Raw genomic sequence first — 14,859 nt, 5'->3', positions numbered from 1 at the left:
CATGGTCGAAGAAGAACAGCAGCGTCCCGATCCCGACAGCCTGCTGGCGCTGGCCAATGAAAAACCGCGCGGCCGGTTGAAGGTATTCTTCGGCGCCTGCGCCGGCGTCGGCAAGACCTACGCCATGCTGCAGGAGGCCCAGCGCTTGCGCGCTCAGGGGCTGGACGTGTTGGTCGGCGTGGTGGAAACCCACGGCCGCAGCGAGACCGCCGCCCTGCTCGACGGCCTGGCGCTGCTGCCGCAAAAGCGCATCCAGCATCGCGGGCGACTGGTGCAGGAATTCGACCTCGACGCCGCGTTGGCGCGCCACCCGGCGCTGATCCTGATGGACGAACTGGCGCACAGCAACGCCCACGGTTCGCGCCACCCCAAACGCTGGCAGGATGTGGAAGAGCTGCTGGACGCCGGCATCGACGTGCTGACGACCGTCAACGTGCAACATTTGGAAAGTCTGAACGACGTGGTGGGCGGCGTGACCGGCGTGCGGGTGCGCGAAACGGTGCCCGACCACGTGTTTGACGAGGCCAGCGAAGTGGTGCTGGTCGATCTGCCGCCGGACGATCTGCGCCGACGGCTGCACGAAGGCAAAGTGTATATTCCCGGCCAAGCCGAGCGCGCCATCGAGCACTTCTTCCGCAAAGGTAACCTGATCGCCCTGCGCGAGCTGGCGCTGCGCCGCACCGCCGATCGGGTCGATGACCAGATGCGCGAATTTCGTGACACCCAGGGGCGCGAGAAAGTGTGGCACACCCGCGACAGCATTCTGCTGTGCGTCGGCCACAACAGCGGCAACGAAAAGCTGGTGCGCATCGCCGCCCGGCTGGCGGCGCGGCTTGGCTGCCACTGGCATGCGGTCTACGTGGAAACCCCCAAGCTGCACCGGCTGCCGGAAAACCAGCGCCGCGCCATTCTGCGCGCGCTGCGGCTGGCGCAGGAACTGGGTGCCGAAACCGCTACCCTAGCCGATCCGTCCGAAGAGCGTGCGGTGCTGCGCTACGCCCGCGAGCATAACCTCGGCAAAATCATCATCGGCCGCCGCAGCGAGCAGCGCTGGAAGCTGCGCGGCAGCTTCGCCGATCGCCTCGGCCGGCTGGGCCCGGATCTCGATCTGGTGATCGTCGCGCTGGAGAGCGACGCCGCACAGCCGCCGCCAGGCAAGGAGCACGACGGCCGCAGCTTCAATGAGAAATGGCGCATGCAGCTGCGCGGCTGCGCGGTGGCGGTGGCGCTGTGCGCGCTGATCACCCTGCTCTCGCAGTGGCTGCTGCCGGGCTTCGATCAGGCCAACCTGGTGATGGTCTACCTGCTCGGCGTGGCGATCGTCGCACTGTTCTTCGGCCGCTGGCCATCGGTGCTGGCGGCGGTGATCAACGTCGCCAGTTTCGATCTGTTCTTCGTTCAGCCCGAATGGTCGTTCGCCGTCAGCGATATGCAGTATCTGCTGACCTTCGGCGTGATGCTCGCCGTCGGCATCATCATCGGCAACCTGACCGCCGGGGTGCGTTATCAGGCCCGGGTGGCGCGCTACCGCGAGCAGCGGGCGCGCCATCTGTACGAAATGTCACGCGGGCTGAGCCGCGCGCTGACCGTGGCCGACATCGCCAACACCAGCCGTCATTTCCTCTCCAGCAGCTTCCAGGCGAAAACCGTGCTGCTGCTGCCGCAGGAAGGCGGCCGGCTGCAGCAAATGGTCGGCGAGGAAGGCGGGCTGCTGTCGGTAGACGAAGCCATCGCGCGCTGGAGTTTCGATAAAGGCTTGCCGGCCGGCGCCGGCACCGACACCCTGCCCGGCGTGCCTTACCAACTTCTACCGCTCAATACCCCCAAGCAGACCTTCGGCCTGTTGGCGATCGAGCCCAATAACCTGCGCCAGCTGATGGTGCCGGAACAGCAGCGGTTGCTGCAAACCTTCGCAGTGCTGATCGCCAGCGCGCTGGAACGACTGCACCTGGCGCGCAGCGCCGAAGAAGCCAAGCTGGACGCCGAACGCGAACAGCTGCGCAACTCGCTGCTGGCGGCGCTGTCGCACGATCTGCGCACGCCGCTGACGGTACTGTTCGGCCAGGCGGAAATCCTCACGCTGGACCTGGCGGCCGAAGGCTCCAATCACGCCACCCAGGCCAGCCAGATCCGCCAGCAGGTGCTGAGCACCACCCGGCTGGTGAACAACCTGCTGGATATGGCGCGCATCCAGTCCGGCGGTTTCAGCCTGCGCAAAGAGTGGCAGTCGCTGGAAGAGATCGTCGGCGCTTCGCTGCACATGCTGGAGCCGCTGCTCAGCCAGCATCCGATCGAGGTCGAGCTGCCGCCGGAACAGATCCTGGTCAACTGCGACGGTAGCCTGCTGGAACGGGTGTTCACCAACCTGTTGGAAAACGCCAATAAATACGCCGGCGCCGAGGCCACCATCGGCATTCGCGCCCGCACGCTGCCCGAGTGGCTGGAAGTCGAGGTCTGGGATAACGGCCCCGGCATCCCCGCCGATCAGCTGCAGCTAATTTTCGACAAGTTTTCACGCGGCAATAAAGAGTCGGCGATCCCCGGCGTCGGCTTGGGGTTAGCGATTTGTCGTGCCATTATTGAAGTGCATGACGGCCGCATCTGGGCGGAAAACGGCGCCAACGGCGGCGCCAGCTTCCGCTTCGTGCTGCCGCTGGAAAAACCGCCCGAGATCGACGGCGATGCCTTCGATCTGTAATCAACGCAGGGGAAACGTGAGCATAACGCCAACCAACATTCTGATTGTTGAAGATGAAAAAGAGATCCGCCGCTTCGTGCGCACCGCGCTGGAGAGCGAAGGCCTGCGGGTATTTGAAAGTGAAACGCTGCAGCGCGGGTTGATTGAAGCCGGCACGCGCAAACCGGATCTGATCATCCTGGATTTGGGCTTGCCGGACGGTGACGGGCTGAGCTACATCCGCGATCTGCGGCAGTGGAGCGCCATTCCAGTGATCGTGCTGTCGGCGCGCAACGCCGAAGAGGACAAGATCGCCGCGCTGGATGCCGGCGCCGACGACTACCTCAGCAAACCGTTCGGCATCGGCGAGCTGCTGGCGCGGGTGCGGGTCGCACTGCGCCGCCACTCAGCTAACCAACAGGAAAGCCCGCTGGTGAGCTTTTCGGCGATCACCGTCGATCTGGTGAATCGCCGGGTGCTGCGCAACGACGAAGATCTGCATCTGACGCCGATCGAGTTTCGCCTGCTGGCGGAGCTACTGGCCAACGCCGGCAAAGTGATCACCCAACGCCAGCTGTTGAGCCACGTCTGGGGGCCGAACTACGTGGAGCACAGCCACTATCTGCGCATCTACATGGGCCACCTGCGGCAGAAGCTCGAAGCCGATCCGGCCCGGCCCAAACACCTGCTGACCGAAACCGGCGTCGGCTATCGCTTCATGCCTTAACCCCGGTGGGCGCGGTTTGCCGCGCCTTTACGCCGCCGGGCCCTTCTTCAATCCGACCATAAATTCCTTAAACGCCTCGCGCAGCGGAGCGAACACCGGGTGTTTGCGGTTTTCGATCATCACTTCGGAGAACAGCTTCAATCCTACGGCGAAGGCCGCGCTCTGCTCGGGGCCGAAGTTCAGATCGTCACGCGCCCGAATGCGCTCGACGATCTCGAGAATATCGTCGTGGTTGGTCACCTCAAAACTCAGCGGTGCTTTCTCGACGGGGTTGCCCTGGCGATCGCTCAGGGCTTCAACGGTAATGTTAAAACGGTGGCCGGGCATCAGTTCTTCTCCTGCTGCGTGGGTTGAATATGCATTTCGCTTTCGATCGCCGCCACGGCGGTCAGCAACGCGGCGTTGATGCGCTCCACCTGCTGCGGCGTGAGATCGGCGCGCATCACGTTGCCGCGCAGCAGGCTGCGCAGACGGTTCATGGCGTCGTAGATGCCTTCCGCCAGGTTGCCGTGCCGATGATGCTCGCGGCCGGCGCCCGCCAGGCGCGCCAGAATGACGTCAACCACCTGTTGATGCTTTTGCAGCTCGCCCTCGCCCGCCACGGTGATACGGTAGCTTTTGCGGCCGTTGCCGGTGGTGAGCGGCTCAAGGAAATCCTGTTCTTCCAGCAGCGTCAGCGTGGGGTAAATCACCCCCGGGCTCGGCACGTACAGGCCGGATGACGCTTCCTCGATCGCCTTGATCAATTCGTACCCGTGGCTGGGCTTACGCGCCACCAGCGCCAGCAACACCAGGCGCAGATCGCCGTGTTCGAACAGACGATGACGCCCGCCCCGGCCACCGCGCCCACCTCGGCCGTGTTCTTCGCCTTCGCCGCCGAAGTGATGGCGCCCGCCGCGATGACGGCGGCCCTCTTCGCACTCATGATGGTGGTGGTGATGCCGGTGTAAACCTAATCGATGAAACATAAGGTGATACCTCGCTTAACAGTGAACATCAATACGAGGTTGTTTAGATATATCTAAACAGCGTCGATAGCGCTAATCTAGATCGATATATCTAAATGCGCAAGCACGTACCGTGAAAAAGATATATCTAAATTACAGGCATAAAAAAAGCGCTGTAAAAACAGCGCTTTTTATCCATCAAGAAAAGCGATTACTTGGCGGAAGCCAGCACTTCGCTGACGATCTCGACCGCTTCGTGCTCAATCTTCTCGCGGTGTTCCGCCCCGAGGAAGCTCTCGCAGTAGATCTTGTAAGCCTCTTCAGTACCGGAAGGACGGGCCGCGAACCAGCCATTGTCAGTCATCACTTTCAAGCCGCCGATCGACGCGCCGTTGCCCGGCGCCGCTGTCAGACGTGCGGTGATCGGATCCCCGCCCAGCGTACTGGCCTTGACCATCTCCGGCGACAGTTTGGACAGCGCCGCTTTCTGCGCATGGGTTGCCGGCGCCTGGATGCGGTTGTAGCTCGGCGCGCCGAAGCGCTTGGCCAGATCGTCATAATGATGCTGCGGGTTCTCACCGGTTACCGCGGTGATTTCAGCCGCCAGCAGGCACATGATGATACCGTCTTTGTCGGTCGACCACGGCTGGCCGTTGAAGCGCAGGAACGAGGCCCCGGCGCTTTCTTCGCCGCCGAAGCCCAGGCTGCCGTCGAACAGGCCGTCCACGAACCACTTGAAGCCGACCGGCACTTCCACCAGCTTGCGCCCCAGGTCAGCCACCACGCGGTCGATCATCGCGCTGGATACCAGCGTTTTACCTACCGCCACATCGGCGCCCCACTGCGGGCGATGTTGGAACAGGTAGTTGATGGCTACCGCCAGATAGTGGTTCGGGTTCATCAGCCCCTTCGGCGTGACGATGCCATGGCGGTCGTAATCCGGATCGTTGGCGAACGCCAGATCGAATTTGTCGCGCAGCGCCAGCAGGCCGGCCATCGCCGACTCGGACGAGCAGTCCATGCGGATGATGCCGTCATGGTCCAGGTGCATAAAGCGGAAGGTCTGATCGATGGAGTCGTTCACCAGCGTCAGATCCAGCTTGTAGTGTTCCGCCACCCGCTGCCAATAGGCGATGCCGGAGCCGCCGAGCGGATCCACGCCCAGCTTCAGGCCGGCGCGTTGAATGGCCGGCATGTCGACCACGTCAACCAGGCCTTCTACATAAGGCTGCACCAGATCTTTGGCATGCAGGTGGCCGCTGTTCCAGGCCTTATCCAGCGACTGACGCTGAACGCCTTTCAACTGCTGCGCCAGCAGTTCGTTGGCGCGCTTCTCGATCACCGACGTCAGGTTGGTGTCAGCCGGGCCGCCGTTCGGCGGATTGTATTTGATACCGCCATCTTCCGGCGGGTTATGGGACGGCGTAATGACGATGCCGTCGGCCTGCGCGCCGCCGCGGCGGTTGTGGCACAGAATGGCGTGCGATACCGCCGGCGTTGGCGTGAAGCCGTTGTTTTCCTGCACGATCACATCGACGCCGTTGGCGGTCAGCACTTCCAGCACGGAAATGAAGGCCGGCTCGGACAGTGCATGGGTGTCTTTGCCCACGTAGCACGGGCCGGTAGTGCCTTGCTGATGACGAACTTCGGCGATCGCCTGAGCGATGGCGAGGATGTGCGCTTCGTTGAAGCTGTGGCGCTGCGCGCTGCCGCGGTGGCCGGAGGTACCAAACTTCACCGCATGTGCGGCATTGCCGGCTTCCGGTTGCAGCACATAGTACTGCGACGTCAGCTGGGCTACGTTGATCAGATCGCTTTGGCGGGCGGGCTGCCCGGCACGTGGATTATTCGCCATCGACATATCTCCCTCATCCCTGTCGGTGACCGGGCAAATACGTCGCGCACGGCCATCATGACGGGCTGTTCGCTAAATTAGACGGTACCGCAAACTTTCTCGATCAGTTCCGCCGGGAACTGCATCGCCTGCATGATGTGTTCGATCATGCTGCGCTTGCGGCCGGTATTGGTATTGGTGATCACCCAGTAAGGGGTGCCCGGTACATGCTTCGGCTTGGTGTGCGTGCCGTTGGCCAGCAGGGTCTGCTGATCGCCGGCGAAATAGGTGCGGGTACGGCCGGTCAACGCCTCGGTAGCGGCGGCGAAACCGGCGGCATCGAGGGTGTACAGCGTGGACAGCACCAGCATGAAACGGTTGACCGCTTTGTTCTGCTCGGCGTATTCATCCGACAGCAGCAGTTCACGCACGGCGCGTACGCGATCGCGCGGACGCTGAGCCGGCACCGCTTTTTCCAGCTCGACGGACTGTGACGCACTGGCGGCAGGCAACGCGCGCACCGGTTGCCCGGCGGTGAATTTCAACATGCGGCGTAAAATATCGGACGCGCTTTCACCGATGTGTTGCGTGTGGCTGGCAATATAACGGTAAAGCTCTTCGTCGACTTCAATAGTTTTCATCTTTATCCAATACTGTTTTTTCTACTTAGAACCTGAAGCCAGATCCTGCATTCAAGCCATGGGATTATAAGGTTAAAAGCGCTGGGGCGAACACAACAATGTGCCTCCGGACGGCAAATGCAGACTAATACCTATAGCCGGCACTGCCAAGCCCGCGCCGCGAAAATTCCGCATGATTCATCGTGCGATTCAATCATGATACCCTAATCTGAATCTCTCTCAGTATGAACTTCGCCATGAAATTACATTATCAACTGCTGGCCGCCGAGTCAGACGCGCTGCCGGTGCTGCTGATCCACGGGCTGTTCGGCAATCTGGACAATCTGGGCGTGCTGGCGCGCGATCTGCATAAACAGCACAGTGTGATCAAGGTCGATCTGCGCAACCACGGCCTCTCCCCGCGCGCCGACGACATGAACTACCCCGCCATGGCGCAGGATCTGCTGGCGCTGCTCGACGAACTGCAGCTGGAAAAAGCGATCGTCATCGGCCATTCGATGGGCGGCAAAGCGGCGATGGCACTGACCGCCATCGCGCCCGAGCGCATCGCCAGGCTGATCGTCATCGACGTCGCGCCCGTGGATTACCAAACCCGCCGCCACGACGAGATCTTCGCCGCGCTGAAGGCCGTCAGCGCCGCCGGCATTACCCAGCGCCAGGCGGCTGCCCAACTGATGCGCGACTACCTGCAGGAAGAAGGCGTCATCCAGTTCCTGCTGAAGTCCTTCCATAACGGTGAATGGCGCTTCAACCTACCGGTACTGATTGAACGCTACGCAGACATTACCGGCTGGCAGGAAGTCCCGGCCTGGCCACACCCGACCCTGTTCATTCGCGGCGGCCTGTCGCCGTACGTGCAGGACAGCTACCGTGCAGACATCGCCCGCCAGTTCCCGCAGGCCCGCGCACACGTCGTCGCCGGCACCGGCCATTGGGTGCACGCCGAAAAACCGGAAGCGGTGCTGCGCGCCATCCACCGTTTCCTCGGCAAAGCCTGAAAAATACGTTAATCTGGCGAAAAAACGCGCTAAAGATAACGGCTTAGCGCGTTTAGCCCGCAGTTAGGCATTGTCGCCGCTCCATCTGCTGGGGTAATATGGCGCGCTATAATTTTGCCGCCGCGCCAGCGCGTTCGCGAACGCCGGTTCGGAGGTGAATTTGGGTTAGGGTTTATTGGCCCGAAGTGTGTTAACCGATGCCTCCGGAAGCGTGCGAGCGCTTTTTGATGCAAACTCCCTTGCAGTACCGCTACCTATGGCAAAAGAACAAACGGATCGCACGACGCTGGATCTGTTCGCAGATGAACGCCGTCCGGGGCGCCCGAAAACCAACCCGCTTTCCCGCGATGAACAGCTTAGAATCAATAAGCGCAATCAGTTACGGCGCGATAAAGTGCGTGGATTGCGACGCGTAGAGCTGAAAATCAACGCGGACGCGGTGGATGCCCTGAACAAACTGGCGGAACAGCGCAACATCAGCCGCAGCGAACTCATCGAGCAGATGCTGTTGGCACAACTGGCGGAAGAACAGCCGGAACATTGATCTCTTCGGCCGCACGCGCGGCGCGGCGTTAAGGACAACGCCGGATCGACCCCGCTTTTCTTCATTCTCCGGCATCGCATAAATGCGATAAAACCCCGGCGCCACTTTCTGGCATGATACGCATTTACCGGTAAGAGACTGCGCCTGTCGGCGCCCGCCCCGGAGGCGAAAGGCTCTTGCCATGGCATCATTTTAATCGGCGTCAGCGGCGGCAGTGCTGGCATCGAGTAATGCAATTACTTGAATTTAAAGGTTATACGCGATATGGCTACTGTAGGCATTTTCTTTGGCAGCGACACTGGCAATACCGAAAACATTGCCAAAATGATCCAGAAAATTCTCCAGAAACAGTTTGGCGACGACGTCTCTGAAGTGCATGACATCGCTAAAAGCAGCAAAGAAGACCTGGAAGGGTTCGATATCCTGCTGCTGGGTATCCCGACCTGGTACTACGGTGAAGCGCAGTGTGACTGGGATGATTTCTTCCCGACGCTGGAAGAAGTCGACTTCAACGGCAAACTGGTGGCGCTGTTCGGCTGCGGCGACCAGGAAGACTACGCGGAATACTTCTGTGACGCGATGGGCACCATCCGCGACATCATCGAACCGCGCGGCGCAGCCATCGTGGGCCACTGGCCGACCAAAGGCTACCACTTCGAGGCCTCCAAAGGCCTGGCGGACGACGATCACTTCATCGGTCTGGCGATCGACGAAGACCGTCAGCCGGAGCTGACCAACGAGCGCGTGGACGCTTGGGTCAAACAGATTGTCGAAGAGCTGAGCCTGGCCGATATTGTCGGCTAAACCCCGGCACTGGCGAAAGGTTGAACAAAGGCCCTGTAAAGTGCATAGTGTGCCGACAGGGCCGTCATCGGCAACAGGGATTGCTGCGATAGAAGCTACAGATTTGTAACTTCCCACCCCGTCACGGTAGACTGAGATATCGGTTTATCCCATCCATCAAGGCGTTGCATGCAAAACATGCAATAGTGCAATTATATCTTTGTTAACAACCGGCGGTTTCCATTTAGTACAACCGGTTCTATAATGAGACGCATTAACTCTTTGTGCCGACCGATGCCACAGGCGAGTACGCCTCAACTTGATTAGCATAGTAACAGGACTGAATTCGCATGACCGACAACAACATCGCATTGAAGAAGGCCGGCTTAAAAGTCACGCTTCCGCGACTCAAAATCCTGGAAGTACTGCAAAATCCGGAATGCCATCACGTCAGTGCGGAAGATTTGTACAAAAAACTGATTGATATGGGCGAAGAGATCGGGCTGGCAACGGTTTATCGCGTACTGAACCAGTTTGACGATGCGGGCATTGTGACACGTCACAATTTCGAAGGCGGCAAGTCCGTGTTCGAGCTGACCCAACAGCATCACCACGATCACCTGATTTGCCTGGACTGCGGCAAAGTGATCGAATTCAGCGACGAATCCATCGAAGTGCGCCAGCGTGATATCGCCAAGCAGCACGGTATCAAGCTCACCAACCACAGCCTGTACCTGTACGGCCACTGTGAAACCGGTGACTGCCGCGAAGACGAAACGCTGCACGACAAGAAGTAAGCCCTGACCGGCTATGAAAAACCGCCTCACACCGAGGCGGTTTTTTTATGCCCGCCGTACAGCAGACAAAAAAATCCCCGGACAAGCCGGGGGAAAATCATGTCATGAAATATCACAATTGCAGCGGCACAGCGACTCCACGTACTACTCTCACTACAACGTCCGCCCTACGCCGACACGCGTGGGCGAACGCATTCCCCCTTCGTTATACGGCCGCCGCCAGGGCAGCGGGCCGTTGCACCGGGCTTAGACCTTCTCGGCGCGGCTGTAGCGTTTGCCGTCCGGGCTGACCGAACGCACCTGCACTTCACCGGAGATCGCCGGCTTGGCCTTGGCATCATAGCGCTGCCACTGCTTGCCACCGTCGGTGGAGTACTCGATGCCCAACCCCGGCAGCGCGATATTCGCCTCCAGCTTGCCGCCCGCTACGCGTGCGCCCGGTACCGGCAGACGGTAAGCGACGTCGCCCTTGTCCAGCTTGGCCAGTTCACGCTGGCCCAGGATATTGGCAAAGCGCAGCCAGTCTTTCTCCAGCGTCTTGGTATCGACAAAGTGGGTTTCCCCGCCTTTGTATTCGCGGCCGGCACGATAGTCCTGCTCCCAACCGGCGCGGTGCCAGGCGCGTTCTGCCACCGAGAGCGCGCGCGGGAAGATCATGTATTCCATCTGCGGGTCGGTGCGCTGGGTTTCGCTCCACAGCTGAGCGGACAGCCCGTAGGCGCCCGGCCACGGCTTGTCGCTCTTGGCGTTGAAGTGGTTGCCATCGCGATCGACCGAGGTTTCCGCATTCTGCGGCATGTTGTCCGGCGCGAAGCTGAACACCTTGCGTTCGTCGCTGAAGCGGGTACCCCAGTAGTAACCGCGCTCGTCCGGGTTCACCTCGTAAGGGAAGTCCATATAGACGTAGTCCGGGTTGGAGACCACCACTTCATACCCTTTATTGGCCCAGTCGTTAACGCTATCGAAACCGCCCCAATACAGGGTGTCCCAGAAGTTGACGCCCACGCGCGAGGTGGCGAACGCCTTCGAACTTTCGGCGTCTTTCAGACCGTCTTGCCAGGCCTGCATTCTGTCGATGCCGTGCGCCTTCACCAGCTTGCTGACCTCTTGGCCGAAGTAGCTCGGCAGGTGCTCCATGTCGGCCACTTTGCCCTCTTTGATCATCGTCTGGCACACCTGCGACTTGGCCCACGGCTTGTCTTCGTTGCTCTGGTCGATGATGCCTTTGCCCGGCTCCGGTTTCGCCTTGTCGGTATAGCCGGCGCCCAGGCGAATGTTTTTCGCTTCGTCGCCACCGAAGTGCCAGGTCTTGATCGGCTGGCCGGCTTCTTTATGCATCTGGGCAATCTCGCCAATCACCTTGTCGACAAAGCGCTGGGAAGAATCCAGACACGGGTTCAGGTAGCTCTGGCGGTTAAAGAATTGCACGGAGGTGGTGTTGGAGGTATCGGTCGGATCCACCAGGCGGAACTCGTTGGCCTCCTGCTCTTTGCCGGCGGCATGCAGTTTCTTGTAGCGCGCTTCCATCGAGACCACCGCCGCCCGGGCGTGTGCCGGCATGTCGATCTCCGGGATCACCTCAATCTGGCGCGCCTGGGCATATTTGATGATGTCGATATAGTCCTGACGGCTGAAGAAGCCGCCGTAGACGTCCGGCCCCTGGCCGTACTGCGGCAACAGGCAGGTGGTTTCGCTCAGATCGTGGCAGCGCTGGCCGCCGACTTCCGTCAGCTCCGGCAAACCGGGGATCTCGATACGCCAACCTTCGTCATCGCTCAGGTGGAAGTGGAATTTGTTGAGCTTGTAAGCCGCCATCTGATCCAACAGGCGCAGCACCGCATCCTTCTTATGGAAGTTACGCGCCACGTCGAGGAAAATGCCGCGATACTGGAAGCGCGGCGCGTCGCTGACGTCGAGCGTAGCGATCTTGCCGCTGCCGTCGCTCGGCACTAACGACAGGATAGACTGCAGCCCGTAGAACACCCCGGCCTGATCGAAACCGATCACCCGCGCCTCTTTCTTGCCAATTTTTAGCTCATAGGCGCCCGGCACCGCCATCGCGCCTTTAAATTTGCCCGGCTGGATGTCGGTCTTGATCGGATAGCCGTTGGCCTGAACCGGCACGCCCAACAGCGCGAAGCGCTGGTTGACGACGTCCGCCGCCGGCTTGACCAGCGTGCTCAGATCCGGCGATACCCCGTTGCGCAGATCGGCGTCCTGCGCGTGCACTTTCACCTGCATCGGCGTCGGCACGATCTGGCCGCGCAGCGCGCCGGCAGGCAGCGTCTGCAGATCGGCGTTGCTGACAAAACGCGAGGTCGGCGTCATCAGAATGTTTTTGTCGTCCTTGGTGCGCTTCCACTGATCGCCGGTGAACGGCGCCACAAACTGATCCAGGTTTTCGGTGTCGGTATTCGCCAGCATTTTCGGCTTAGCGTCGCCGGAGGTGGCATACCAGCGCGGCAGGAAGTCGTTTCTGAACAGCTGCCAATATTCGGCAACCACCGGGATTTCCACCGCCTTACCGGCCGGGAAGCCGCTGAATTTGGCGGTCGGCTCCAGCTTGTACAGATCGCCGGTGAGGTGAGCGATCTTGAACTGGTCGTTGTCTACCCGCAGGGTCTGGCGCGGGCTGTGGAAATAGATGACCCAGTCTTTGCCGTCGATCGCCTGGCCGTCATTGCTGAGGGTGAACAACACCCGGTTGCAAGAGGCCCAGTCAGCGCCCAGCGCCGCGCAATCCACGCCGTTTTCGCCGGCGCGGTTATCCAGCATTTTCACGTTCAGCTTCAGCTGGCTAAGCTGATCCACCAGCTGTTGATCGGCCATGGCGCTCCCCATGCCGCCCAGGAATCCCATCGTTGCCGTCAAGGCGGCAAGCGCGCTCAGTTTGAATGCGTTCATCTTCTTATCCTTCTTAATTATTGTTATCGCGAATTTCTTGCCACAGCTTGCCGCACTTGGCGTCGTAAGCCTGACCGTTACCGCTGTGCACCGCCATAATGCAGTTCTGATAATCCATCACCCGCACCGTTTCCTGCGCGGCGAACTGCTGGTGCTGCTTCTCTTGTTTCAGCACGTTCAGCACCGCCTTACAGGGCTGCAGACGCTCCGGCGAGCCTTCGGCAGTGTTGATGCAGGCGCTGTAAGCCTGCTTCAACTTGGCGTCTTCCGGCGGCGCGGTGGGTTGCGCGCAGGCGCTCAGGGCCGCAGCGGCCGCCAACATCAGCATGATTTTTTTCATCGTTGAATTCCCTTAACTGCCCCGGCGGCGAGGCCGGGGAACGCATCAGAAGATGGTGAATGGCGCGATGACCATGAACTTGACGTCTTTCTCGTCCTGGAAGATGTTGCCGTAACCGCCGCCCCAGCTCGGGATGTTGGTGTGGTTGTCATACTGGGTGTAGTGCAGTTTGATCAGGGTGCCCTTGGCGCGCCCTTCCTGGATGGTATACATCGCGTCCAGGCTCCAGGCGCTCTCTTTCAGGCGCTGGCTCTGATCGTAGATCGGGTTGGTGCTCGGCTTGGCGTCCCAGGCGTAAACGTAAGAGCCGCCGACCGCCATGCCCGGCAGGTTCCAGTTGCTGAGGTCATACATCACGCCGGCATACACCGCTTTTTCGCCGTTGGCGTTAAAGTCGGAGCGGTTATCCCACCACACGTCCAGGCGACCGTTTGACGAGGCGTAGGTCGGGGTCATACGTTGCAGGAAGAAGCCCTGATTGCCTTCCGCCTTGACCATGGTGCCTTCCAGACGCCAGTTGAACTGGCCGGTGGTGTAACCGAAGGTCAACGCCTGCAGCCAGGCCAGGCCGTCATAGATACTGTTCGGATCGTTCTTGTTGCTAATGCGGTCTTCCGCGCCATAGAACTGGTAACTGGTGGTCAGCGGGTTGCCCAGCAGATCGAATTTGTAAGACGCCTTGGTGAAGTATTGATTCACATACCCCTGCGCCTGGCCGAAGGCGGCTTCCAGCACCAGATCGTTTTTGAAATCGTACTTGGCGCCCAGCGAGTGCAGGTAGGAGACGCGCGTTTTCTTATCGTTCTGGCGGAAGTCGTCCATCTCGATATGCCACGGCGCCTTGTATTTGTCGGTCCACATGTAGGAGAAGCTCAACGCGCCGGCATCGCCGTAGTCGAACTTGGCGCCGGCTTCGGCCCCCTGATAAGTGCCCGGCATAAAGCTCCAGTGCGGTGCCAGCAGGGTTTGGCCGCTCGGCTGAATATAGCCGGCACGCGCCCAGACCGGGCCGTATTTGAATTTGGCGGCGGCTTTGTACAGGCTCACGCCGCCTTTGTCACCGGAATAGTCTTCGTCGTAGGTACGGTTTTTAGAGGAGAACGCGATCTCGTTCGGGTGGCCGCTGGCGCTGGATTCTGCCAGCTCGATGGCGGTAAAGGCGCCGACGTCCAGACCGAACATGTCCCAGGCGTAGCCCGACGCGAAATCCAGGCTCAGGTTGGCGGTGGAGTGCGACAGGTTGGTGGTGTATTGGTTGTAATCCTTGCTGTCTGGATTGAGATCTTTACGGTCGCGCTCACGTTGCCAGTAATAAATGCCGCCGGTCAGCGTGGAATCATCGATAAACCCTGCGGCTTTCGCCTCAGGCGCCATGGCAAACCCTGTTCCCAACAGCGCGCCCGCGACTGCGAGCGCCAGCGTTTTACGCTGAGCACCGTGCGTACCCATAGTGAAATTCCTCTTTGACTTAACTTAAAAGTTGCAGCCGCCTGTGTTCACCACTGCCCTGCACGACTGCCAATAAAAAACCCGAACGGGTAAAAAATATTGCCGACGAGATGTTATTCCCACAGCACTAATTGCTACAGACAGACTATTTTTCGCGACGCGAATTATCAAATGAAAAATGCGGAAGATTTGTCAAAGTATGACAAGGAGCACATATC

Annotated in this window: 13 protein-coding genes; 6 read left to right on the top strand and 7 right to left on the bottom strand. The window is 60.1% G+C overall.

Features of this window, described 5'->3' with window-relative positions:
* Position 1 precedes the first annotated feature (1 nt).
* Complete coding sequence (kdpD, locus tag WA302_RS02190; protein ID WP_049208642.1) at positions 2–2,698, top strand: two-component system sensor histidine kinase KdpD; 2,697 nt, start codon at positions 2–4, stop codon at positions 2,696–2,698.
* Positions 2,699–2,714: 16 nt separating this feature from the next.
* A complete protein-coding gene (kdpE, locus tag WA302_RS02185) occupies positions 2,715–3,404 on the top strand; it encodes a two-component system response regulator KdpE (RefSeq protein WP_016928747.1) in 690 nt (229 codons plus the stop codon).
* A 27-nt stretch (positions 3,405–3,431) separates the two neighbouring features.
* Here kdpE and WA302_RS02180 read toward each other — a convergent pair whose 3' ends face one another.
* The 4 genes from WA302_RS02180 to seqA all read right to left on the bottom strand — a co-directional run bounded on the left by WA302_RS02180 (position 3,432) and on the right by seqA (position 6,826).
* The gene (locus WA302_RS02180) at positions 3,432–3,731 is read right to left on the bottom strand and encodes a DUF3861 domain-containing protein (protein ID WP_004939927.1); all 300 of its coding nucleotides are present in this window, start codon (positions 3,729–3,731) and stop codon (positions 3,432–3,434) included.
* Positions 3,731–4,372 carry a PadR family transcriptional regulator gene (locus tag WA302_RS02175; protein WP_025301865.1) on the bottom strand — a complete coding sequence of 214 codons (642 nt, stop codon included), beginning with the start codon at positions 4,370–4,372 and terminating at the stop codon, positions 3,731–3,733. The genes WA302_RS02180 and WA302_RS02175 overlap by 1 nt, the downstream gene beginning before the upstream one ends.
* A 190-nt stretch (positions 4,373–4,562) precedes the next feature.
* On the bottom strand, positions 4,563–6,206 hold the full coding sequence (gene pgm, locus WA302_RS02170) for a phosphoglucomutase (alpha-D-glucose-1,6-bisphosphate-dependent) (RefSeq protein WP_016928750.1): 1,644 nt from the start codon (positions 6,204–6,206) through the stop codon (positions 4,563–4,565).
* A gap of 77 nt (positions 6,207–6,283) precedes the next feature.
* Entirely contained in the window at positions 6,284–6,826 is a 543-nt protein-coding gene (gene seqA, locus WA302_RS02165; protein WP_025301864.1) for a replication initiation negative regulator SeqA, read from the bottom strand.
* Between the two features lie 224 nt (positions 6,827–7,050).
* Here seqA and ybfF point away from each other — a divergent pair, with 224 nt between their 5' ends.
* The 4 genes from ybfF (at position 7,051) to fur (ending at position 9,948) form a co-directional block, all read left to right on the top strand.
* Complete coding sequence (gene ybfF / locus WA302_RS02160) at positions 7,051–7,824, top strand: esterase (RefSeq protein WP_169540789.1); 774 nt, start codon at positions 7,051–7,053, stop codon at positions 7,822–7,824.
* Positions 7,825–8,080: 256 nt separating this feature from the next.
* A complete protein-coding gene (gene ybfE / locus WA302_RS02155; protein ID WP_004939936.1) occupies positions 8,081–8,368 on the top strand; it encodes a LexA regulated protein in 288 nt (95 codons plus the stop codon).
* A 264-nt stretch (positions 8,369–8,632) separates the two neighbouring features.
* Positions 8,633–9,172 (top strand): flavodoxin FldA, encoded by a 540-nt coding sequence (gene fldA / locus WA302_RS02150; RefSeq protein WP_025301862.1) that lies wholly within the window; start codon positions 8,633–8,635, stop codon positions 9,170–9,172.
* A 329-nt stretch (positions 9,173–9,501) separates the two neighbouring features.
* The gene (fur, locus tag WA302_RS02145; RefSeq protein ID WP_019454058.1) at positions 9,502–9,948 is read left to right on the top strand and encodes a ferric iron uptake transcriptional regulator; all 447 of its coding nucleotides are present in this window, start codon (positions 9,502–9,504) and stop codon (positions 9,946–9,948) included.
* 246 nt (positions 9,949–10,194) lie between these two features.
* Here the strand turns inward: fur and WA302_RS02140 are convergent, their stop codons facing one another.
* Genes WA302_RS02140 through chiP form a run of 3 tightly spaced genes read right to left on the bottom strand, consistent with a single transcriptional unit; the run spans position 10,195 to position 14,641 of the window.
* Positions 10,195–12,852, bottom strand: a complete 2,658-nt coding sequence (locus tag WA302_RS02140; protein WP_197822633.1) for a beta-N-acetylhexosaminidase — start codon at positions 12,850–12,852, stop codon at positions 10,195–10,197.
* A gap of 13 nt (positions 12,853–12,865) precedes the next feature.
* Positions 12,866–13,192 carry a ChiQ/YbfN family lipoprotein gene (gene chiQ, locus WA302_RS02135; protein ID WP_025301860.1) on the bottom strand — a complete coding sequence of 109 codons (327 nt, stop codon included), beginning with the start codon at positions 13,190–13,192 and terminating at the stop codon, positions 12,866–12,868.
* Positions 13,193–13,237: 45 nt separating this feature from the next.
* Complete coding sequence (gene chiP / locus WA302_RS02130; protein WP_197822629.1) at positions 13,238–14,641, bottom strand: chitoporin ChiP; 1,404 nt, start codon at positions 14,639–14,641, stop codon at positions 13,238–13,240.
* Positions 14,642–14,859: the final 218 nt, after the last annotated feature.

The sequence above is a fragment of the Serratia sp. 201 genome (genome assembly GCF_037027545.1).
Classification (GTDB): domain Bacteria; phylum Pseudomonadota; class Gammaproteobacteria; order Enterobacterales; family Enterobacteriaceae; genus Serratia; species Serratia bockelmannii.
The sequence above is the reverse complement of the archived record's forward strand: the minus strand, read 5'-3'. Positions and strand labels throughout refer to the sequence as shown.